Here is a 21,940-nt window from a genome sequence, read left to right on the forward strand (position 1 = left end):
GTTCAAGGACTCTCTCGATGCTGGATTACGGCAGCAAGCGCTTTCTGATTGTCGATGACTTCTCCGATTTCCGTAGTTCGGTCAAAGCCATGTTGCGCGACCTCGGTGCGCGCGATGTGGACACTGCCGACCTCGGCGAAGAAACCCTGACGCTGTGCCGCAACAAGCGCTACGACATCATCCTGCATGACTACAACCTGGGCGGCGGCAAGAACGGCCAGCAGGTGCTGGAGGAGTTGATCGCCGGCAAGCTGATCAGCCACCAGTGCATCTTTGTTATGGTCACCGCCGAAAGCAGCCAGGCCATGGTGCTCAGCGCTCTTGAGCACGAGCCGGATGCCTACCTGACCAAGCCGTTCAACCGCGCCAGCCTTGATCAGCGCCTGGACAAGCTGGTGGAGCGCAAGACTGCGCTCAAGGGCATTCTCCAGGGCCTCGACAAACAGGACCCGGCCGCCGTACTGGATGCCTGCAAAACCCTCAGCCAGCAGGACAAGCGCTACCTGCCCTTGTGCCAGCGCTATCAGGCTACGGCGCTGCGCGAGTTGGGCCGGCTGGATGAGCTGGAGCAGCTGCTTAATGGCGTATTGGCCGAGCGACCGTTGCCCTGGGCGCAGGTGGCGCTGGCCAGCCTGATGCACAAACGCGGCGAGCTGAGTCGCGCGCAGAGTCTCTACGAGAAGGGTTTTCAGCTGTTTCCGATGATGCCGGCGCTGTATGACGGCCTGGCCGCCGTGCTGCTGGCCCAGGGCGTCAGCAAGCCCTGGAAGATGCGGTTAAATTTGCCCCGCTGGCGATTCGCCGACAGATGCAGTTGGGCAAGCTGGCGCTGGATAACCAGGACTTTGACAGCGCCGGCAAGGCCTATAGGCAGGTCATGGAGCAGGGCCGTACCTCCAAATTCAAGAGCCCGGAAAACTACCTCGGTCTGACCCAGGCGATCACCGCCCAGTCCGGCGACGGCACGCTCGACAAGCGCCTACAGATCGAAGTCAACCAGGCTCTCGGTGAGCTGGACAAGACCTATGGCAATGACCCCAATGTGCAGGTGCGTTCACGCCTGGCTCTGGCCAGCAGCCTGAATAAATCCGGGGAACCCAAGCGCGCCGCGCAACTGGCCGCCGAAGCCGCCGCCGCGATGGAAAAGTTGCCGCAGCTGTTTGCCGCCGATACCGCCCTCAGCATCGCCAGTCAGTTGCGCGCGCTGGCCAGGCGGAGGCCAGTGATGCGTTGTTGAAAAGCTGTGTCGAGGTCTACGGCGACGATCCGCAGGTCATGCAGGGCGTGGCTCGGCAGACCGACAACGCCGACATTCTCTCCGGCGGCAAAGAGGCCGTTGAGCTCAACCGCCAGGGCGTGCGCTGTTACCAGCAGAAGCAGTTCGAGGAGGCGCTCCGGCTGTTCCGTCAGGCCTTTGCCTTGCAGCCGAAAAATATCAGTATCGCCCTCAATACCGCGCAGTCGCTGCTGCAATCTGCTGGTGGCGAGATGTCAGCGGCTCTGTTGGAAGAATCCCGGCGCTGCCTGGAGGTGGTCAGCCAGATGCCCGAGACGGATGCCCGGCATGCGCGTTATCTACAGCTGCAGCGGCGGGCGACTGGCCAATGAGTGATAATCCCGGCGGGCTGGATTTCTCCACGGTGATCGCCTCCACCGTGCACGACATGAAAAATTCCCTGGCCATGCTTACCCGCGCCCATGCCCAATGGCAGGCGCAGCTGCCGCCCGAGCAGCAACAGGCCAGCGAGCAGGGCGTGATCGAATACGAGTTTGCCCGCCTCAACGGCATGCTGGTGCAGATGCTGGGGTTGTACAAACTGGGGGTCAATCAGTTACCGCTGCACCCAGGGCATCATGAGTTGGATGACGTCATCGGTGCCCAATTGGCACGCCACGAGGATGTACTCAACAGCCGTGGGATTAATGCCCGAAGCGAAGTGGAAAGCTTTGACCTCATGGGCTTTTTCGACGAAGAGCTGATCGGTTCTGTGCTGAGTAATATCATCGCCAACTCCATCCGTTATGCGTGCAGTGCCCTGTTGATCAGCGCCCGTGAGGAACAGGGCGGCCTGCTGACCAGTGTCAATGACGACGGCATTGGTTATCCGCAGGCCATGATCGAGCAGCAAGACGATTACGTGCTCGGTCTCAACCAGAGCAGTGGCAGTACCGGCCTGGGACTTTACTTCTCGGCGCGTATTGCCGGACTGCATCGCCGCGGCGAGCACTGTGGGCACATTGAGCTGGCTAATGGTGGGCCACTGGGTGGCGGCGAGTTTCGCATTTACTTACCCTGATACCCCTCCGGCTTGCGGAGAGTGGAGAGATATCCCCCCTCATGATGCATATTCCTCGGGTGCTAAACCCGCAACAGGTTACTGAGTGCCGCGAGCTTCTCCTGCGCGCGCAATGGATGGACGGCAGGTAAACCGCTGGGCCGCTGTCGCGCTGGAAAATAACGCGCTGTTTATGTCTTGCGCATTGCCGCGGCGAGTACTGCCGCCCCGTTTCAATTGTCATCAGACTGGGCAAGCTTACGGTCTGCATGTGGACGCTGCCGAGCAGCGGCGTTTGCTGTTTGAGCTGGATCAGAGTGCTCAGCCGCTCTCGCGGGAGCGGGGTAGTGGTCACGCCAGCGTGCTGCAGCTGAGCGGCGTGCACCACAACCGGGTGCGCCAATGGGCGGACATCTGACCGCAGCGTCTGCGCTCTCGGACGTGCAGATCAGGGGCTGTGTGCGCCAGGCGGCCTAGAATTGGTGCCAACACTGACGTCGCAATTCGAAAACCCATATCAGTTATCAAGATAGACGCTCCCTTCTTGAATCTATTTACCTTTGGCGGCACCCTTGCGGCCTTCGTGTGAAAGTATGGAAACTTTGAACATATGCAGGATGCCCCCGGCGCTTCTAGAGTCATTCAGGTTGTTTTGGCATTCGGGCAACGTATCGTCACGAGTGCCTATAAGGAGATGTGCACTCGCCGTTTTGTACTGAGCTGCATCGTTGCTGTGATATGGCTGGCGCTGCTGCTTACGTTGAGTGCCCGAGAGGGGCGCGGTCTGTTTGAAAATGCCCAATCGCAAACCTACGAACCCTTCCAGTTACCAAGCCTGGAGACAGTTGAGCGACCGCCGCCGGTTGTTTGGGCAGGGACCCTCAAACGCGACGCTGGCTTCGGCGGTTTCAGTGCTAACTATGACCAGCGCGACTGGTTCGAGCTGCAGCTTCCCGCCGCTGGCAGCGAAGTCTTGGCACCTGAGGCTGTCGTAGCGCTGGAGAACCTCCGCTTGTTCAACCCGTCTGGCACGTTGCTGTGCTCCCTAGATATGCGTCTGGATGCTGAGCGGCGCCCTTCTACCTTGGGGGTTGGTGCGGACCTGGAGTTGTCACAGCAGTCCGTTGAATACCCGGTGCGTGAGATCAGCGGGCACCGCTTCGAGGTGGTTTGGGCACCTCGATACAGCCAGAATCCGTCTTGCCCATACAAAGAGCCAGCATGGGCCGTTGCCGATGTGGTTATCAAACGTACGGTTGCCGACAAGGAAGAGTTATGGCTGGAGCTTGCAGATGGGGAGCGTGTCATCCGGGCCGGCAACAGTTCAATAACCTCGCGGCCTGGCGCATTGCCGGGGGAGTGGTGGATCGAAGTGCTCAACCTGGACGAGCAAAGCCTGCATTTTGTGCCGGGTGACTATCCGGCCCATCAGGCCTGGCATCGTGTCAGGTGGCCACACACCTGGGGGTACGAAAGCCTGTGGGAGTTGCTCGTTCGTAACGAGGCGTCTCTGGCTGCAGACACCTACCAGATACGCTTCGAAGGTAGCCCACCCGCAGGCCTGCCCGTCAGGCTGTTGCGCGGTAAAGAAGAGCGACTTGCGGATGTGCGTTTCTCGACGGACGTCGAGCTACGCAGTAACCCCGCCATCGCGCCAACCTGGCACATCCCATTGGCCCATAGCGAGCTCGACATCCCACTGGCGCTGCCGACGCAAGCCCAGGGTCAGGAGTATCACGAGCTGTTTCTGCCCATCACGCTGAGTGCGGTCTGTCAGCTGCGCGTCGTAGATTCCGATCTACCTTCCTTGCGCTGGCGGGCAGTGGCGCGACTGCCTATAGAGAAGTACAGGCGTTACGCACAACTACCTGAGGACGATCTGGATCGTGTGCGCTGGGAACTGCAGAGCGCAGATGGGGTACAGCGCTTTTTCCACGATATTCGGGTTGCAAGTGAGTTGCTTTGCCCGGCGCGGATGGCCTGGCAAACGCTGCCTTATGAGGCGGGTGAAATGCCCTGGCTGGTGGCGGCGGATGTGCTGCCGGCTGGGGTGGTGCAGCCTGAGCAACCTGCGCGGGAGCTATTCGGACGTTTTCGTTTCCTTGATGCGAGTGGGCAGGCGCTGATGCCCATTGCGCGCTCCAGCGATCTTGCCGACCCCCATGTGGAGGCGTTCCTGTTCCCTGGGGAGGTATTCAAGTTTCAGGGAGAGGTCGTGCGTGTCGAGCAGTTGGTAACGGCGGATGCTGCACCGCGTTCGGTGCGTTGGGTCTACGCGTTCATGACACTGGAGGTCAACTGATATGCGGTTATTGATAGTGGCGCTGATGCTGCTGATGACCCCGGCGTATGCCCTCGTGCAGGTACCCGTTGCGCTTGTCAAAGAGCTATCTCCTCCTGCTCTCGATGCTGATGGTTGCGCTCTGCCCGCTGCTGGACGGCATACCGAACGCAATACCGACGGTGTACTCGTCGCGTGCGGGATGCTTGTGAACGATCAACGAGATGGCTACTGGGTTTATGCAAAGGACGGCTACTTCATGCACGGCTGGTATCATGCAGGGCAAAGAACGGGAACGTGGCTGGCGCTGGCTGCGGCGGGGGCATTGTCAGGCGTCTGGCGTTTCGACCAGGCAGGTACTGAGCATGGTATTTCCTATGCCCTGGAAGGTGATGGCCGTCTGGCCTGGAAACAGGTCCATATCCATGGCCAGCGCGTGTTCACCTGTGAAGGGTGGGAATGGCCATGCTAGAGACGCTTGCATCCCCGGATTCTGTCTTGTGGATATCCCTGGCACTGGTGGCCGCAGGAGCGGCTGCTCTGCTGCTTCGTTGTATCAGGGCAGGTGAGACGATCGCTGCAGTGTTTAGCTTGCTGTGTGGGGTGCTGGCGGTTTTATGCAGCAGCCATTACCTGCTGTTTATCTGGGCGTCGGACATGTATCGCTCCTTGCCGGGCTTGCTGCTGGGGTTGCCATTGATCTATGCCAGCAGTATCGCGCTGTTGGCCCCACGGCAAAGCAAACGGCCTTTGGGTGCAGCTTTTGTGCTGGCAGCAGGGCTGGCTCTATTGCTGTTGCTCGATAGCCAGCAACTCTGGCCGGCGACGTTCTATCGGTTGCAGGCGTCGATCATGGGCTATCCCGATCTGGTGCTGCACACCGGCGAGGACTTGGGTACTCATGTGCCTGCGCCAGGTACGCGCGTGATATTCGAGCCTGCCGGGCAGGAGCTCTCCTGTGGGCTAGTAACTGACCCTGAACCGCTTCATGCTGCTGCTCTGCCATATAGTGTCGACTGCCTGAATTATTACTGGGGCCGGGCGATGGTTTCGCCCAGGCATGCAGTCATCCCTGAGGTGCCAGCGTTGTACGGGCTGGCTGTTCTCTGGCGAGAAGACGAGCGAGGGCGGTACTCGAGATCGCTGGGGGCGACGCTGACGCCTCTTGCGATGGCCGACTTTCAGCTGCTATGCCCTGCAAGCAATGATTGCCTGGCCAGTAAGCAGGCCCTGATGACGCTATTTGGTCATGAGCGTTGGCGCGACTTTCTGGATTGGCTGGTGGTGGAGGATGGGCAGTTATCGCGTGTCTACGATGGTCTATCGTACGACGAGCGCGAGAGTCTGATCGAGATTCTTGCCCCGGACATTCGGGCTCAGTTGGATAAAAGGGTCGCGGGCATCGTAGCGGTGTATACCGAAGCCCAGGCGCGTAGTTTGAGTTTGAGGGATCTGGCACCCCGGTATTTTTCGCTGAGATCGCTACCGTTTATCGACGATAGCGTTGATGCCTGGAATAAGCTGAAAAGTACTTTGCGCAAACTCCCCGTGGAGATACCGCGAATAGGTACCTTGGGTAACCTACAGAACGCCGTAATCGTCGCGGTGGAGCAGCCTGAGGATGGCAGTGTCCGTTTGCTCTATCACACGGAAGTTGGCCGGCAATCTGTCACTGCCTTGGTGTTCTTCATAGCCCCTTTGCTCTGGCTGGTCTTGGTATTGTTAGTGCTGCTTTCGCGGTGTGTCAGGCCTAAGGAGGCGTAGGTTAGCCTTACGAATTCCTTTATAAGCGAACTCAGCCACAGTCGCAGTACCGGTAAGGTAGGCTTGCGCGGGCTACCGCATACTTTTGGTCTCTAATGCTCATCAGCCGTAATTGGCTGTGTCTCCGCGAGGTTTACGAATTGCTCGCGCTGTGCGCATAGGTATTCGCGCGCTTTCTGCTTAACCTACTGGATTTGGAGCAGGCCGCTACGCGGCCTGTGCTGGTTTGACGGAAGATGCGATGGCTTAGCTTTCCAACCAAACGTCGCGCACCCAGTGCCAGACCGACTCCCAGGTTTCTTCCTCGCTGACTTCGCCGCTGTCGCTTTCCCAGAGCAGCACGGTGCCGTCCAGCTCGACGCAGTAGTAGTTGCCGTGGTCTTCGCAGATCGGCACCAGCTCGCGGGAAACCCCCAGGGACCAGGCCACCGAGGCCACTTCCGGGAGGTAGGTGTGCGAGTGCGGGTCGGTGACGGTCACCGGCTCCAGGCGGCCGTAGACCACGTCGCTGACCTTGAGGAGGAATTCGCGCAGCTCGAACGGCAGGTTGATCAGCAGCTGCTCCTCGATCTCCACCAGCAACTCCTCTTCCGGCAGCTCCAGCGGCACGGGCACCGGTTCGTTGAGTTCGCGCAGTTGTTCGATGACTTCTTCCACGGGGTGAGCCTCCTGGGTAGCGGTGGATATGGCTGCGTCTTATACCCTAGCCGAGTACAGGCAAACAGCCGGGCGGGTGCTATTGTGCAGTTTTAGCGGTGCGTCATTTATTGAACGCCATTAAACGGTCCCGTCATGAACAAGCAAAGCGAAGAGACAAGCGACGACGCCCTCAGCGAGGAGCAGCGCTTGCAATTGCTGACCCGTGCCGGCCAGCGCAATCGTCTGCTGATCTTTGTCCTGGCCGGCGTACTCGGCAGCCTGATGCTGCTGTCGGCGGGGCTCAATCTGTATGGCCTGCTGTGGACCGGAGACGAGTCGCGGCTCGTCGCCCTGGAGCAGCAGGTGGCCCGCCTGGAGAAACAGCTGGCCGTGCAGCAGGTCGCCCTGAGCAATCAGGAGGTGCTGCTGGCCAGCCAGCAGAGCCGGCAACTGACCGGCCTGTTCGAGCGCGCCGAGGATCCCGACAGCATCGCCCAGGTGAGCAAGGTGCTGCAGGCCCAGGAGGCGGACTATCAGGCGGTGCTGCAGGGGCTGAAGGTGGGCATGGCCGATCTGGCCAATATGCTGCCGGGTTCGCGCAGCTGGCTGAACCTGTATTACGAGCCGATCGACCGCGCCCTGCTCAACAGTCGCCAGCGCCGCGAGGAGATCCAGGCCTGGGCCGAGCAGGCGGCGCAGGAGCAGCCCTGATCAGCCGGCGCGGGCCATCAGCCGTGCATCCAGCAGGGCGTGGTGGGGAATTTCCGCCGGCTCCAGATCGTCGAGCAGGTCGCTCTGCTCGCGGCAACCCAGGGTCGTCGGCGGCAGGCCGGGGCGGCCGAGCAGTTCCAGCAGCAGGGGCCAGTCCCAGGCCAGCGCATCGCTGACGATCTCCAGTTCACCTAGCTCGGCGAGAAAGGCCCGCAGGGCCGTGCTGGCGGTTTGCCGGCTGTGGCCATGGCGAGCGTGATCGAGCTGCGGCAGCACGATGTCGACGACGAACTCGGAACAGTCGGCGAGCGTCCAGCCATCCAGCAGTTCGACATAGAACTCCACCCCGGCGGGCTCGACCAGGGCCAGGCTGATCAGCCGGCGGTCGAGGTCGAGGCGGGTGAATTCGGTATCCAGATAAAGCGTGCGCATCGCATTACTCCGCGCGGGCGGTGCTGTGCGGGGCCGCACAGCACCGGGGAAGGCCGTCTTAGCCCATATGGAAAAAGACCAGCTTATTACCATCCAGATCGCGGAAATAGGCCCCATAGAAGCCCGGAATGCGTTCGCCGGGTTCGCCTTCGCAGCTTGCTCCGAGCTCGATGGCCTTGGCGTAGAGTGTGTCCACGCCCTCGCGAGAACCTGCTGGTAAGGCCACCATGTTGCCGTTCCCAGGATTGGGCGCTTGCTTGTCATAGGGCAGGCAAACGGCAAACATCGGCTGACCCTTGGCGATGCCGTAGAAGGCGATACGGCCCATATCCATGACCACCTTGGCACCCATTTCAGCCAGCAAGGGGGTGTAGAAAGACTTGGCTTTTTCCATGTCAGTGGTGCCGACCGTTGTGTATCCGATCATCGTCGCGTCCTCGGGTGATGTGGCGGGTTGTCTGCGTTGTGTACCTGAATCTACCGCTGCCTGGCAAATGCCCCCGCCGAATCAGGCGCAAAGAAAACCCGGGCAAGCCCGGGTTTTCTATCGCGTGGGGAATCAGCCGTTCTGGCGGATACCGGCCACCAGCCACGGCTGGTTGTCGCCGACCGCGCGTTCCAGACGCCAGCTTTCGCTGAAGGCCTCGCCCTGGTCGAAGCGCGAAGTCTTGGCCACACCGGTAAAGGTCAGGGTGGCGACGGTCTTGTCGCTGAGGTCGTCGACGCCATCGAGCTGGGCATCGAGGTCGTCGATATAGGTGGACTGGAAGCCTTCGCCCAGGTCGGCACGTTCGCGGCTGAGGAACTCCAGCAGCTGCGGGGTGACGAACTCGCCGATCTTCTCCATCTCGTTGGCATCCCAGTGCTGCTGCAGGCTGAGGAAGTGCTCGCGACCGGCGGCGACGAAGCTCTGCTCATTGAACCAGGCCGGGGCGTTGATTACCGGTTTGATCGCGGCTGCCGCACTGCTGCCGCCGAAGATCGAGGCCGGGGCCGCCTGGCCGGGCATTTCGCGCTGCATCGGCGCGCCGTTGGCGGTTACCGGGCCGGCCTGCTTGCGACGGGCGGCGAGGAAGCGGAACAGCAGGAAGGCGATCAGGCCGAAGATCAGCATGTCCATGATCTGCAGGCCTTCGAAGCCGTCACCCATAAACATCGAGGCGAGCAGGCCACCGGCGGCCAGACCGGCCAATGGCCCCAACCAGCGCGAGGCACCGCTGGCGGCAGCAGGCTGACGACCGGCGGTCGGCGCGGCGGTGCTGCTCGAGGTTGGCGACGTGGTTTGACGGGTCTGATGGCTCGGTGCGGAGCCGAAGGATTTGGCCCCGCCAAAGCGTTTGGCTTCGGCTTCGAAACTCATGGTAAGGCCCAGGCTGAGGCACATGGCCAGGGCGACACTGAGAAAACGCTGCATGGTTGGCTGTCTCTTGGTGATTGGATCTACGCGCGGCATCTTGCCCGGCATGGCCGCCGCTGGCTAGCCATAGAATGTTTCGGGCTTTTGCTTTTTGCCCCAGCGCCGCGCCGGGCGAGCCCCTGACGAACGCCCTGGTGCGCGCGGCGCACCCTACCGAGGCTATTGGCGCAGCAGTGCCAGCAGCGGCCCGCAGCGCAACTGGCTGCGCAGCAGGGCGCGGAACTCGGCGGGGTCTTGCTCGGGGTGGCGCAGCCAGTGGACAAAGCAGCGCAGGTAGACGCCGCTCAGCAGACTCTCCTCGGCGATGCGCCGCAGGTGCAGGGTCTCGCGCTGGGCCGCCTCGCGCCACCACTGCACGGTGCGGCTGATGCGCAGCAGGCCGAGGATCTGCAGATGGATATGCCCGGGCTCCAGCTTGTACAGCAGCATCTGCCCGGTGACCGTGCGGTGCGTCGCCAGGCTGGCGAGCCAGGTCAGCAGCAACTCCTCCAGGCGTTTGGCTGGTGTCAGGGGCGGCAGGTCGGCGGCCTTGGCGCGGGTCAGCATGGCCTGGTCGGCGCGGTCGAACCAGGCCTCTACAAGCTGGTCCTTCTCGCGGTAATGGCTGGCGATGGCGTCCAGGCCGACGCCCAGGTCGGCGGCCACATCGAACAGGTGCAGGCGCTCCCAGCCGCAGACATCGGCGAGCTTGAGGGCGCTGTCGAGAATCTGCGCAGCTGTGATTGTCGGTTTTTTCATCGGCTCACCTCGCCAAGCAGTATGGGCCGAGGTGCGCGGGAGGCGGGGTGGAGTCGACCAACGGAAGCTGGGGGGACTTGTTGTAGGAGCCAGCTTGCTGGCGACACTATCGCCAGCAAGCTGGCTCCTACAGGGAGCGGTGAGCGCGGCTTAGCGCCAGTCGTACAGCTCTTTTTCCGACAGCTTGTGCATCTGGCTGACCTGGGCCTGGAAGGCCTGCATCGAGGCCCAGATGCGGCCGTTCAGCTCGCTCTGCGCGGCCAGTTCGCCGAGCACCAGGGTGCTTTCGTGCTGCATGGCGTCGAGCACCTCGTTGGGGAAGCGCTTGAGCAGGGTGCCCTGCTGCTTGAGCTCATCCAGGGCCATGGCGTTGTGGTAGACGTAGTCGTCGAGCATGTCCTGGCTGGCGGCGCGGGCGGCCTCGGTGAGAATCGCCTGCAGGTCGGCCGGCAGGCTGTCCAGGGCCTTCTGGTTGATCAGCAGTTCGAGCACCGCCTGGGGTTCCTGCCAGCCGGGGTAGTAGTAGAACTTGGCTGCCTTGTGCAGGCCGAAGGCCAGGTCGTTGTAGGGGCTGACCCAGTCGGTGGCGTCGATGGCGTTGGTCTGCAGGGCGGTGAACACTTCGCCGCCGGGCAGGTTGACGGTGGTCGCGCCGAGCCGGCTCAGCACCTCGCCGCCCAGGCCCGGCATGCGAATTTTCAGGCCCTTGAGGTCAGCCAGGGAATTGATTTCCTTGTTGTACCAGCCGCCCATCTGCATGCCGGTATTGCCCACCACCATGGGCTTTACGCCATAGGGGGCATAAGCCTCGTCCCACAGCGCCTGACCGCCGCCCTTGCTCAGCCAGGCGTTCATTTCGCTGGTGGACAGGCCGAACGGCACGGCGGTGAAGAACTGCGCCGCCGGCACCTTGCCCTTCCAGTAGTAGGCCGCGCCATGACCCAGCTCGGCGGTGCCGCGCGATACCGCGTCGAACACCTCCAGCGGCGGCACCAGCTCACCACCGGCATACACCTTGATGGTCAGGCGGCCGTTGCTCATGGCGCTGACCCGCTCGGCCAGGCGCTCGGCGGCGGTGCCCAGGCCGGGGTAGTTCTTCGGCCAGGCGGTGACCATCTTCCACTGGAAACTTTCGGCGGCGGGAGTGGCGGTTGCCTGCGGCGCGGCAGGTTCTTCCTTGCAGGCGCTCAGGCCGAGGGCGGCGAGCAGGGCGCTGGCGAGCAGCAGAGGGCGGCGGATCATTGAGGCTCCTTGTTGTTTTATGGTCGATCAATCACGCAGGGGAACCTTTGTAGGAGCGGCCCATGGCCGCGACAGCAGGCACCCGAAAAAAGCATCGCGGGCATGGACTAGGCGTCCCCGCCGCTCCTACCGCTTGTTTGCAGCTCTACCGGTCAGTAAGCCTTACAGCGGTTGCAGCTTGGCATAGCCAAGCATCAGCCACTTGCTGCCTTCGTTCTCGAAATTCACCTGCACCCGCGCCTGGCTGCCTGCGCCTTCGAAGTTGAGGATGGTGCCCTCGCCGAACAGCGAGTGCTGCACGCGCTGGCCGAGGTTGAAGCCGGTGTCCGGTACGGCGCTGCCGGCGAATAGACTGTCGCCGCTCATGCTGTTGCCGCCCATATTGCGGCTGACCGCGCCAAAGGGCCGGCTGACGCTATTGGACAGGCGCACTTCCTGAATCAGCTGCGGCGGAATCTCGCGGACGAAGCGCGACACCTTGTTGTAGGTCTCGCTGCCGTACAGCCGACGCGTCTCGGCGTAGGTGATCACCAGCTTGCTCATGGCGCGGGTGATGCCGACATAGGCCAGGCGGCGCTCCTCTTCCAGGCGGCCGGGTTCTTCCAGGCTCATCTTGTGCGGGAACAGGCCTTCTTCCATGCCCACCAGAAACACCTGGGGGAACTCCAGGCCCTTGGCGCTGTGCAGGGTCATCAGCTGCACGCTGTCTTCGTTTTCCGCCGCCTGGGTGTCGCCGGCTTCCAGCGAGGCGTGGCTGAGGAAGGCCTGCAGCGGGCTCAGCTCGTCGTCTTCGTTGTTGTCGAAGGTGCGCGCGGCGCTGACCAGCTCTTCCAAGTTTTCGATGCGCGCCTGGGCTTTTTCGCCTTTCTCGGCCTTGTGATAGGCGATCAGCCCGCTCTGCTCGATCACCGTCTGAGTCATCAGGTGCAGCGGCATGCTCAGCACCTTGGCGGCGAGGTTCTCGATCAGCTCGATAAAGCCGGCCAGGGCCCCCGAGGCGCGTCCCGGCAGGGCCTTGTTGGCGACCATCAGGCGAATCGCTTCCCACATCGACACGTCATGGGCGCGGGCGTATTCGCGGATGGTCTCGACGCTCTTCTCGCCGATGCCACGCGCCGGCACGTTGATCACTCGCTCCAGCGCCGCGTCGTTGCCGCGACCGTCGAGCAGGCGCAGGTAGGCCATGGCGTTCTTGATTTCGGCGCGTTCGAAGAAGCGCTGGCCGCCATAGATGCGGTAGGGGATCTTCTCGCGCAACAGGGCTTCTTCGAGTACCCGCGACTGGGCGTTGGAGCGGTAGAGAATGGCGATCTCGCTGCGCTTGAGGCCGTCCTTGCGCAGGGCGTCCTCGATCGACTCGACCACGTAGCGCGCTTCGTCGTGCTCGTTGAACGCCGAATACAGATTGATCGGCTCGCCGTCGCCGTCTTCGGTCCACAGTTCCTTGCCCAGGCGGCCCTGGTTATTGGCGATCAGCGCATTGGCGGCCTTGAGGATGCCGGCGGTGGAGCGGTAGTTCTGCTCCAGGCGGATTACTTCGGCATCGGCAAAGTCGTCGGAGAACTGCTGGATGTTCTCGATCTTCGCCCCGCGCCAGCCGTAGATCGACTGGTCGTCATCGCCCACCACCATCAGGCTGTCGCCGCCCTTGGCGAGCAGGCGCAGCCAGGCGTACTGCACCGCGTTGGTGTCCTGGAACTCGTCGACCAGGATATGTCGGAAGCGCCGCTGGTAGTGCTCCAGCAGGCCCGGTTTGTCACGCCACAAGTCGAGGGCGCGCAGCAGCAGCTCGGAGAAGTCGATCACACCGGCGCGGGCGCAGGCCGCTTCATAGGCTTCATAGATCTTCAGCATGGTGGCGAGAAACAGGTCGCCGCCGGGCTGGATATTCTTCGGCCGCAGGCCTTCGTCCTTCTGCCCGTTGATAAACCACTGGGCCTGTTTAGGCGGCCAGCGTTGCTCGTCCAGGCCCAGCTCGCGGATCACCCGTTTGACGATGCGCTGCTGGTCGTCGGAATCGAGAATCTGGAAGTTCTCGGCCAGGCCGGCTTCCTGCCAGTGCGCGCGCAGCAGGCGATGGGCCAGGCCGTGGAAGGTGCCGACCCACATGCCCGCTGGACTTTGCCCAAGCATCTGCTCGATGCGCTGGCGCATCTCGGCGGCGGCCTTGTTGGTAAAGGTCACCGACAGGATGGAATGCGGCGAGGCGCGTTCGATCTGGATTAGCCAGGCGATACGGTGCACCAGCACGCGGGTTTTACCGGAGCCGGCACCGGCCAGCACCAGTTGGCGGCCCACGCGCGCGGCGACAGCCTGGCGTTGGGCATCGTTGAGAGAGGCGATCAGGAGTTCGGGGTCATTTTGCATCGCGGCATTCTAGGGGGCTGCGCCAGGCAGGGCAAACCGCGCTGCCGAGCTGTGCGATGGGCGACGACCGGTCGGTCGCATCCAGAGCTGTACGGTCGCCCGTCGGACTGATCAAAAGTTGGCCAGCGGGGCGACGAATTGCCCCGGTTCCACCTTGGGCGATGCGTCTAGCTCGGGTATGCTCCGCCGACACCAAGGCAACCATTACAAGAATATCGCCTGTGACTGCACCGACTTTTTTTGCCGGGGCACATGATCTGCAACCGACCCCCGCGCGTGAGGTCGCCCAGGCATTTGCCACCGATATAGCTGCCGAACGCACCCGTCTGCTCTATCAGGGCTCACGGCTGCCGACCCTGTTTATGCTGCTCAACGGCGTGGCCTGTGCGCTATTGCTCTGGAGTTCCCAGGCCCACGGGCTGCTCGTCGGCTGGCTGGTGTGGCTGGTGCTGCTGGCGGTGTTGCGCCTGGTCCAGGTGCGCGCCTTCGATGTGGCACTGCCCGGCGCTCAGGCCGAGCCGCATTGGCGCAGGCGCTTCCAGCTGGGCGCGGGGATTTCCGGGCTGACCCTGGCGTTCGCCGCGGTGTTTCTGGTGCCGGCCGACGTCTTTCATCTACAGGCCCTGGTCTATGGCCTGATCGCCGCCGCCATCCTCTCCGCCAGCGTGGCCTATGCGGTCAGCCTGTCGGCTTTTCTCTCCTTCGCCTTGCCCTGCCTGCTGCCGGCGGTGGCCTATCTGCTGCTCAGCGGCAGCACCCAGCTGCGCGGCTGGGGCGTGCTCGGCCTGATCTTGCTGGTGTCGCTGCTGGTGGTGGCCTGGCAGGTCAACCGCCTGGTGCAGCGCAGCCTGCTGCAGCGCTTCCAGAACCAGGCGCTGATCGGCAATCTGGAACAGGCCAAGCTGCAGGCCGAGGCGCTCAATAGCGAGCTGGCTCATGAGGTGGAACAGCGCCGCCGCGCCGAGCGCGAACTGCGCGATGCCCATGACGAGCTGGAAATGCGCGTGGCCGAACGCACCCTGGAGCTGGACGCCGCCACCCACGCCCTGAGCAAGAGCCAGACGCGCCTGAGCCTGGCCATCGAGGCCAGCGAGCTGGGCCTGTGGGACTGGAACCTGCAGAGCGATGAAGTGCACCACTCCCAGCTCAAGGAGATCTTCGGCCTGGAGCCGGGCGAGGTGCAGGTGATGCTGCGCGACCTCAAGCCGCGCCTGCACCCGGACGACCTGCCGGCGCTGCGTCGCGCCCTGGTCGAACACATGAAGGGGCGCAGCGACGGCTACCAGGTGGAATACCGGATCAAGCACGCCGAAGGGCACTGGGTGTGGATCGAGGACCGCGGCCGCGCGGTGGAGCGCGATGCCGCCGGCCGGGTGCTGCGCATGCTCGGTACGCGCCGCGATATCAGCGCGCGCAAGCTGCAGGAAGAACAGCAGCGGCTGTCCGCCACGGTATTCGAGGCGGCCAGCGAAGGCATCGTCATCCTCGACCCGGATTACCGCCTGCTGGCGGTCAACCAGGCCTTTACCCAGGTCACCGGTTACCGCCGCGAGGACGTGCTGGGGCGCAACGTGGCCGTGCTGATCAACAGCCGCGAGAGCCGCCACCAGTACCAGTTGATCCGCCTGGAGCTGGAAAGCCGTGGCAGCTGGCAGGGCGAGCTGATCGAAACGCGCAAGAACGGCGAGCTGTATCCACAGTGGCTGCAGCTCAACGTGGTGCGCGACAGCTGCGGCCAGGCCAGCCATATCGTCGGCTTCTTCGCCGACCTGTCGTCGCGGCGCGAGGCCGAGGAGCGCCTGCGCTACCTGTCGCACTATGACGAACTGACCGGTCTGGCCAACCGCAGCCTGTTCCGCGCGCGCCTGCACGAGGCCAGCCAGCGTGCACGGCAGAGCGGGCGCAGCATCGCCCTGCTGCATATCGACCTGGACCGCTTCAAACTGCTCAACGACAGCCTCGGCCATGAAGTGGCCGACCAGCTGCTGCGCCAGATCAGCCGCCGCCTGACCCAGACCGTGTCCGAGGCCGACTGCATCGCGCGCCTGTCCGGTGACGAATTCGCCATCCTGCTCGACTCCTACGGCAGTCTGTCCAGCCTGGCGCGGCTGGCCAGTCGCCTGCTCAGTAAGCTCCGCGTACCGATGACCGTGGGCGGCCATGAGTTGGTGGTCAGCGCCTCGCTGGGTATCAGCCTACTGCCGGACAACGCCCGGGAAATTTCCGCGCTGATCAGCCAGGCCAATATGGCCACGCAACACGCCAAGCACCTGGGCGGCAACACCTTCCAGTTTTTCACCGACAACCTGCAGGCCTGCACCCTGGAACGCCTACAACTGGAAAACCAGCTGCGCAAAGGCATCCAGGAAGGCCAGCTGGAAGTGTTCTATCAGCCCAAATTGTGCCTGGCCGACGACAGCCTCAATGCTGCCGAAGCGCTGGTGCGCTGGCGGCATCCCGAGTTGGGACTGGTACCGCCGAGCGACTTTATCGGCCTGGCCGAGGAAACCGGGTTGATTGGCGCGATTGGCGAATTTGTCCTGCGCCAGGCGTGCAAGCAGGCCTGCGCCTGGCAAGCGCAAGGTCTGGCGCAGATTCGCGTCTCGGTGAACCTCTCGGTGCATCAGCTGCGTCAGGGCAATCTGCTTAGTCTGGTGCGCCAGGTACTCGACGAAACCGGCCTGGCCTCGCACTTCCTCGAGCTTGAATTAACCGAGAGCCAGCTGCTGGATAACGTCGAGAGCGTGATCACCACCTTCCAGCAATTGCGCGATATGGGGGTCAAGCTGGCAATCGACGACTTCGGCACCGGCTACTCCTCGCTGAGTTACCTCAAGCGCTTCCCGGTGGACTACGTGAAGATCGACCAGACCTTTATCCGCGACCTCACCCCGGGCAGCGAAGACGCCGCCATCACCCGGGCGATCATCGCCATGGCCCACAGCCTGGAACTCAAGGTGGTGGCCGAGGGGGTGGAAACCCAGAGCCAGATGGACTTCCTCAAGAGCCAGCGCTGCGACGAGATCCAGGGCTACCTGATCAGCAAGCCGGTGCCCGCCGAGCAGTTCGCCGAGCTGCTGCGCGATCAGGCCAGGGGCTTGTAAACGAGTTGCCGTGCTGCTCGCCGTTTAAAACCGAACGGCACCGGCCGCGGTTTAGCTTGCCGTAGGGTGCGCCGCGCGTACCGAACGCCGCGCAGGCGTTCAGGCGCGTCCGGGCGGGCGGCTAGAGGCCGTTGGGGAGAAAGCGCGTAGCGCCGCTGACGTCGTCGATTTTCTTGATACGCAGGGCTTTCTGGCAGGTTTCGTTGCGGCTGTTGGGGTCCGCGCAGTACTGCTTGATAAAGTCGGCGAAGGCCATGTCCTGCTCGTTCACGGTCACTACCCGCTGGTAGTACTCGCCCTGAATACCTTGCGCCTGGCGGCTGGCGGTCATGGCCTGGTCGACCACCAGGCGGCCATGCAGGTCAACGGTCGGGAACTCGGGTACTTGCTCTTCCTTGCAGGCAGCCAGCAGCAAACTGGCGGCTACCAGCGTCACTAAACGCAGCATGATCAATTCTCTTGGATGCCTGCCCCCGGCGCTGAGCCGAGGGCAGGAAATGGGGCTATTCGCCGAACAGACGGTTGGAGCGGTTGACCTCGGCCTTGCCGCTGTCTTCCAGCAAAGCCTTGGTGCCGGAGCTGAGGTTGCGCGAGGCATCGGCGTCGGACTGGATCACATCGGTCTTGGCCGCGCTTTCGCGCAGTTCCGCGTCGATATAGTCGTTGGCCCGGGCGGCGCGGGCGCGCTTGGCCTGCAGCTCGAGGCGACGCTCTTCAAGCTCCAGCGCGCGCAACTCGTCTTCAAAGCTCTCTTCGCGGCTGCGCACGCGCTGGTTTTCCGCTTCCTGAACCTGGCGCTTGGCGGCCGCCTGTTGTGCGGCGGCTTGTTGCGCCGCGGCGCGTTGGCGACGATTGGCGGCGTCACGCGCCTCAGCGCTCGCCTGCTCGGCGGCTGCCTGGCGAATGCGCTCCGCTTCGGCATTGGCTTGCGCCTGCTTGGTTTCCTGTTCGATTTGGTACAGCTGGTCGAACTGATTGGCCAGGGCAGGCAGGCTCAGCAGTGCCAGGGCAGAACCTAGAACGATATATTTCATCTGCGTGCCCCTCAGCCTTGGGTCGGTTCAGGACAGGCGGCGTTAGGCTGGATGCGGGTCTCGTTGGACACCATCATGACCATCAGGGAGATTTCGCCGATCTTGAATTCGCACGGGCGGCCAACCTGGGCAGAGGTGAAGATCTTGCCGTTCTCGGAATAACCGATCAGCACGCCGGGCACCAGGGTGGAATCGCTGACCAGCGAACCGGCCATGGCCCCTGCCGCGCCACCTGCGACGCCGCCGACGATGGCCGTGTCGGTGTTGTTCTGGTTGCCAAGAGCCGCGCCGCCGATTGCACCGAGCAGACCGCCTACCATCATCGCGGCCTTCTGGTTCTTCTCGTTGCTGACTTTGATCTTGGTGGGGGAGACCGTGAGGATCTTGACGGTCTTGGCTTCCTGCTGCGTATTGACCTGGCTCGCATCGAAGACATCGGCTTGATACTGCTCACCAGTGGCTTGGCAGCCGGCGAGTACGGCGGCGATAGAAAGTACCAGGCAGCGTTTGATCATCATTCCCTTTATTCCTTGATGACAGATAGAAAATCCCTTATGCGCTCAAATACTTCTATGAGGCATTTTGCCAGCATTCTAATCACAGGCCTTGCGCAGGGTAAAGGCAGCCCCGGTATATCTTTATAACTATTTGTTTTTCCTGGGTTTTATTTTGACTATGTCGCAGTGCCGGGTGGCGTTCAGGCGTTGGCGCTTAAGTGTGAGGGGCCTTTGGTAGGGTGACGCGGGGCCGCCTAGGCCATGCGCACCGCGACCCTCTGCAGATTCTTGGTGCGCAGGGCGCACCCTCGGTGCCTGGCGGCTAACCCAGACACCGTAGGAGCGGGCCATGCCCGCGAAGCCGCAATCGTGGCCATGGAACGGGGCGTCACGCCGCGCCTACCGGCCTGACAGCCGTGCAATAAACGGCAAAAAGCCCGTCTTTGATCACTCAAGGGCGGGCTTTTTCTGGGCCACAGACTCGCTAATTAAGTAGGGCGCGCGCCGGTGTTCGTGCAATCGGTGCGCCGCTCCCCGCGCCCTGCAGAAAAGCACTTTGGTGCCATGCAATTGCTGCTTTTGTACAAGAGCCGATCAATAGGCCTACAAAATATACTGTTATTGCCTAGTCATCAGAGAGGGAATCACAGAATGAAAATGCGTCTGTCGTCATCATTAGCGTTGTTCTGCACCGCACTGGCTGCGGCCCCGTTTGTCCAGGCCGTCGAGGGCGGGATGGAAGCGGCCGGCCGTCAGTTGTTTGCGCACCACTGCACGGCATGCCACTCGCTGGATACCAGCGAGAACGCCTTCGGCCCCAGCCTGTTCGGTGTGGTCGGTCGCCCGGCGGCTTCCGTGCCGCGGTTTGCCTACTCCAACGCCATGCAGGCCTCGGGGATCACCTGGAACGAAGACAACCTGCGCAAGTGGATTAGCGACAACGAGGCGTTTGTTCCGGGCACCCGCATGCGTCACGTCGCCATTAGCGACCCAGCCGAACAGGATTACCTGATCAGCTTTCTGCGTTCGTTGAAGTAGGCCAGCGCCGCTGGCTTGCCGCGCAACGGGTAACCCGCCTCTCCCTCGCACGGTGCCTGTTCGCGGGTACCGTCTTTCACTTGCGCCGCGTCAGCGCTCGCAGCGGGCTGGCCCGCTGCGGCCCGCCGGGTAGGGCCACGGGCTCGGTAGTGTCGCAGTTTGCCATCGATGATCGGGTCGAACCCGCTCGACCCGCCCCGCATCGGGGCTTGTCGCCCCGGCGCGCTTGCCGCTACTGTCGCCGCCTGTTCGCCGCGAGATACCTCGATGTTGCCGCCCGATCGCCGCCCGGCCACTGCCACCCTGATCCTGCTGGCCTCGCTGTATTGCGCCCAGGGCTTGCCCTCCGGATTGCTGGCCCACGCGCTGCCGGTGCTGCTGCGCCAGCACGGCGTCGACCTGGCGCTGATCGGCCTGCTCAAGCTGCTGGCATTGCCCTGGTTGCTCAAGGTGCTCTGGGCCCCCTGGGTCGACCGCCTGGCATCAAAGCGGCTGGGCCATCACCGCGGCTGGATACTGCCGCTGCAACTGACGGTGGTCGCCATCATCACGACCCTGGCTCTGCTGAGCCCGCAGCTGCTGTTCGAGCGCTATTTTCTACTGCTGATCGGCCTGTTGCTGCTGGTCAATCTGGCCGCCGCCACCCAGGACATCGCCACCGACGGCCTCACCGTACGCCTGTTGCCGGAGCGCTGGCGCGGCCTGGGCAACAGCCTGCAGGTGGGCGGCTACAAGGTCGGCATGCTGGTCAGCGGCAGCGGCCTGTTGCTGGCCATGGACTGGCTCGGCTGGCACCTAAGCCTGGGCCTGGTGGCGGCGCTGCTGGTGCTGATGACCGTGCCGATCTGGCGCTTCGCGGAAAACCGTCAGCTGCCGTTCCAGCCCGCTTTGGCCGAACCGGCCGGGCCCGGCCTGCTGCTGCGGCATTACCGCGGCCTGTTGCTGCAGCCGGGGATGCTGCTATGGCTGGCGGTATTGCTCAGCTTCAAGCTGGGCGACGCCCTGGGGTCGCCGATGATCAAGCCGATGCTGGTCGACCAGGGCTGGAGCAACGCCGACCTGGGCCGGCTGACCCTGATCAGCAGCCTGGTCGGCATTGCCGGCGCGTTGCTCGGCGGCCTGCTCTATGCACGCATCGGTGCCCTGCGTGCGCTGCTGCTGTTCGGTCTGTTGCAGGCGGCGGGCATCGCCGCCATGGCCTGGCTGGTCGGTGCCGGCGGGCAGCCTGCTCTGGTGTACGCCGTGGCCCTGTTCGAACAGGCCGCCGACGGCATGTCCACCGTGGCCCTGTTCGCCGTGATGATGCGCCAGTGCCGCCCCGAGCATGAAGGGGCCGACTTTACCCTGCAGGCCAGCGTGCAACTGCTGCTGGCCGGCCTGGTGGGCGCCAGCAGCGGCTGGCTGGCCGAACAGCTGGGCTATCAGGCGCTGTTTATCAGCGCCGGAGTCCTCGGCCTGCTGGCGCTGCCGCTGGTGGGGCTGTACTTCTGGCGGGTCGCGCGGGCGGGGTAGGGCTGGGCTTTTGCCGGGCGAAGGTGGGAGCGGGTGGAAGCTATTGGCTGGGCTGGGTATACGCATGCAACCGTGCTGACGGCAGGATCGACAAAGCGGTTCTTCACTGCGTGTGGGGCGAGTCCATATGCATTCGTTAGCTATTGCCAAGCATAAAAGCACGAAGCTGCCGTTCTTCTCTCATGACATAGAGAATGAAAACCCGTTGGCCATCTTCACGATAAAAAAGCCGGCAGGGTGCTGCCACTAGCTCCCTATAAACGGAGTTGGGAAGCTCGGGAGGCGTCCGCCCGGATTGAGGGAAATCTTCCAGGCGCTTGGTTTTTTCGAAAACAGTGCTGACCAACTGACGTGCTGCTGCGGGGTTATCCAGGGCGATGTACTCGGCTAGGGCATCCAGTTCCTGGAGGGCCGGCTCCGTCCAGATTACTTCAGCCATTTGCTCAGTTTCTCCTTGGCCTCACCTTGGCTGTACGTCCTTCCTTCCAGTACAGCGCGCTCGCCACGCGAGAGTCCCTCAAGCAGGGCCAGTCGGCGCTGCATAAATTCGTAATCCTGCACATCGACGAGATACGCCGATGGCTGACCATGCTCGGTTATCAGTACCGGCTCCTTTGAAATATGCAGGTCTGCCAGGATTTTCGTGGCTTGGCGCTTGAGATTGGTAACGAGCTCAACTTTCATGGGAGCACCCCGAATTAGACGAAAGTGACACTTTAGTATCACTTTTGACCTGGCACAAGCCGCCGGAGCCATGTGCGCCGTGATGATGCGCCAGTGCCGCCCCGAGCATGAAGGGGCCGACTTTATCCTGCAGGCCAGCGTGCAACTGCTGCTGGCCGGCCTGGTGGGGCTGTACTTCTGGCGGGGTAGGGCTGGGCGTGTTTT

21 protein-coding genes and 1 pseudogene are annotated in these 21,940 nt (G+C 62.9%); 10 read left to right on the forward strand and 12 right to left on the reverse strand.

All coding sequences use genetic code 11. The annotated features are described in order from the left end of the window. Positions 1-17: 17 nt before the first annotated feature. The 6 genes and pseudogenes from AACY13_RS20035 to AACY13_RS20060 all read left to right on the forward strand — a co-directional run bounded on the left by AACY13_RS20035 (position 18) and on the right by AACY13_RS20060 (position 6,321). Positions 18-1,608: pseudogene (locus AACY13_RS20035) on the forward strand (response regulator). Next, positions 1,605-2,297 carry a sensor histidine kinase gene (locus AACY13_RS20040; protein ID WP_339463341.1) on the forward strand — a complete coding sequence of 231 codons (693 nt, stop codon included), beginning with the start codon at positions 1,605-1,607 and terminating at the stop codon, positions 2,295-2,297. The pseudogene AACY13_RS20035 and the gene AACY13_RS20040 overlap by 4 nt, the downstream one beginning before the upstream one ends. A gap of 250 nt (positions 2,298-2,547) precedes the next feature. Further along, positions 2,548-2,694 carry a hypothetical protein gene (locus tag AACY13_RS20045; RefSeq protein ID WP_339463342.1) on the forward strand — a complete coding sequence of 49 codons (147 nt, stop codon included), beginning with the start codon at positions 2,548-2,550 and terminating at the stop codon, positions 2,692-2,694. 192 nt (positions 2,695-2,886) lie between these two features. After that, on the forward strand, positions 2,887-4,578 hold the full coding sequence (locus AACY13_RS20050; protein WP_339463343.1) for a hypothetical protein: 1,692 nt from the start codon (positions 2,887-2,889) through the stop codon (positions 4,576-4,578). Between the two features lies 1 nt (position 4,579). Beyond that, positions 4,580-5,029, forward strand: coding sequence for a hypothetical protein (locus AACY13_RS20055; RefSeq protein WP_339463344.1), 450 nt, complete (start codon positions 4,580-4,582; stop codon positions 5,027-5,029). Positions 5,030-5,055: 26 nt separating this feature from the next. After that, positions 5,056-6,321, forward strand: coding sequence for a hypothetical protein (locus AACY13_RS20060; RefSeq protein WP_339463345.1), 1,266 nt, complete (start codon positions 5,056-5,058; stop codon positions 6,319-6,321). Between the two features lie 246 nt (positions 6,322-6,567). Here the strand turns inward: AACY13_RS20060 and AACY13_RS20065 are convergent, their stop codons facing one another. Continuing rightward, complete coding sequence (locus AACY13_RS20065) at positions 6,568-6,978, reverse strand: SMI1/KNR4 family protein (RefSeq protein ID WP_339463346.1); 411 nt, start codon at positions 6,976-6,978, stop codon at positions 6,568-6,570. 135 nt (positions 6,979-7,113) lie between these two features. Between AACY13_RS20065 and AACY13_RS20070 the strand changes: the two genes are divergently transcribed. Further along, on the forward strand, positions 7,114-7,671 hold the full coding sequence (locus tag AACY13_RS20070) for a hypothetical protein (protein ID WP_339463347.1): 558 nt from the start codon (positions 7,114-7,116) through the stop codon (positions 7,669-7,671). Here the strand turns inward: AACY13_RS20070 and AACY13_RS20075 are convergent, their stop codons facing one another. From AACY13_RS20075 to uvrD, 6 genes are all read right to left on the reverse strand, one after another. Continuing rightward, entirely contained in the window at positions 7,672-8,103 is a 432-nt protein-coding gene (locus tag AACY13_RS20075; protein WP_339463348.1) for a hypothetical protein, read from the reverse strand. A 58-nt stretch (positions 8,104-8,161) separates the two neighbouring features. Then, on the reverse strand, positions 8,162-8,530 hold the full coding sequence (locus AACY13_RS20080) for a VOC family protein (protein WP_339463349.1): 369 nt from the start codon (positions 8,528-8,530) through the stop codon (positions 8,162-8,164). A 132-nt stretch (positions 8,531-8,662) separates the two neighbouring features. Further along, positions 8,663-9,517 (reverse strand): Tim44 domain-containing protein, encoded by an 855-nt coding sequence (locus AACY13_RS20085; protein WP_339463350.1) that lies wholly within the window; start codon positions 9,515-9,517, stop codon positions 8,663-8,665. Positions 9,518-9,679: 162 nt separating this feature from the next. After that, on the reverse strand, positions 9,680-10,258 hold the full coding sequence (locus AACY13_RS20090) for a TetR/AcrR family transcriptional regulator (protein ID WP_339463351.1): 579 nt from the start codon (positions 10,256-10,258) through the stop codon (positions 9,680-9,682). A 150-nt stretch (positions 10,259-10,408) separates the two neighbouring features. Next, positions 10,409-11,500, reverse strand: coding sequence for a TRAP transporter substrate-binding protein (locus AACY13_RS20095; protein WP_339463352.1), 1,092 nt, complete (start codon positions 11,498-11,500; stop codon positions 10,409-10,411). Positions 11,501-11,662: 162 nt separating this feature from the next. Beyond that, on the reverse strand, positions 11,663-13,867 hold the full coding sequence (gene uvrD / locus AACY13_RS20100; protein ID WP_339463353.1) for a DNA helicase II: 2,205 nt from the start codon (positions 13,865-13,867) through the stop codon (positions 11,663-11,665). Positions 13,868-14,088: 221 nt separating this feature from the next. Here uvrD and AACY13_RS20105 point away from each other — a divergent pair, with 221 nt between their 5' ends. After that, positions 14,089-16,971 (forward strand): putative bifunctional diguanylate cyclase/phosphodiesterase, encoded by a 2,883-nt coding sequence (locus tag AACY13_RS20105; protein ID WP_339463354.1) that lies wholly within the window; start codon positions 14,089-14,091, stop codon positions 16,969-16,971. 121 nt (positions 16,972-17,092) lie between these two features. On the opposite strand, the gene AACY13_RS20110 is transcribed toward AACY13_RS20105, so the two are convergent. Genes AACY13_RS20110 through AACY13_RS20120 form a run of 3 tightly spaced genes read right to left on the reverse strand, consistent with a single transcriptional unit; the run spans position 17,093 to position 18,523 of the window. After that, on the reverse strand, positions 17,093-17,419 hold the full coding sequence (locus tag AACY13_RS20110) for a hypothetical protein (protein ID WP_339463355.1): 327 nt from the start codon (positions 17,417-17,419) through the stop codon (positions 17,093-17,095). Positions 17,420-17,474: 55 nt separating this feature from the next. After that, entirely contained in the window at positions 17,475-18,005 is a 531-nt protein-coding gene (locus AACY13_RS20115; protein ID WP_339463356.1) for a DUF5384 family protein, read from the reverse strand. Positions 18,006-18,016: 11 nt separating this feature from the next. Continuing rightward, a complete protein-coding gene (locus tag AACY13_RS20120; RefSeq protein WP_339463357.1) occupies positions 18,017-18,523 on the reverse strand; it encodes a hypothetical protein in 507 nt (168 codons plus the stop codon). Positions 18,524-19,153: 630 nt separating this feature from the next. Here AACY13_RS20120 and AACY13_RS20125 point away from each other — a divergent pair. Next, complete coding sequence (locus AACY13_RS20125; protein ID WP_339463358.1) at positions 19,154-19,540, forward strand: c-type cytochrome; 387 nt, start codon at positions 19,154-19,156, stop codon at positions 19,538-19,540. A 267-nt stretch (positions 19,541-19,807) separates the two neighbouring features. Beyond that, positions 19,808-21,052 (forward strand): MFS transporter, encoded by a 1,245-nt coding sequence (locus AACY13_RS20130; protein ID WP_339463359.1) that lies wholly within the window; start codon positions 19,808-19,810, stop codon positions 21,050-21,052. Between the two features lie 136 nt (positions 21,053-21,188). Here AACY13_RS20130 and AACY13_RS20135 read toward each other — a convergent pair whose 3' ends face one another. Further along, the gene (locus AACY13_RS20135; RefSeq protein ID WP_339463360.1) at positions 21,189-21,491 is read right to left on the reverse strand and encodes a type II toxin-antitoxin system RelE/ParE family toxin; all 303 of its coding nucleotides are present in this window, start codon (positions 21,489-21,491) and stop codon (positions 21,189-21,191) included. After that, a complete protein-coding gene (locus tag AACY13_RS20140; protein ID WP_339463361.1) occupies positions 21,479-21,736 on the reverse strand; it encodes a type II toxin-antitoxin system Phd/YefM family antitoxin in 258 nt (85 codons plus the stop codon). Before AACY13_RS20140 ends, AACY13_RS20135 begins: the two co-directional genes overlap by 13 nt. Between the last annotated feature and the right edge of the window lie 204 nt (positions 21,737-21,940).

It is taken from the genome of Pseudomonas sp. EA_105y_Pfl2_R69, from assembly GCF_963970915.1.
Classification (GTDB): domain Bacteria; phylum Pseudomonadota; class Gammaproteobacteria; order Pseudomonadales; family Pseudomonadaceae; genus Aquipseudomonas.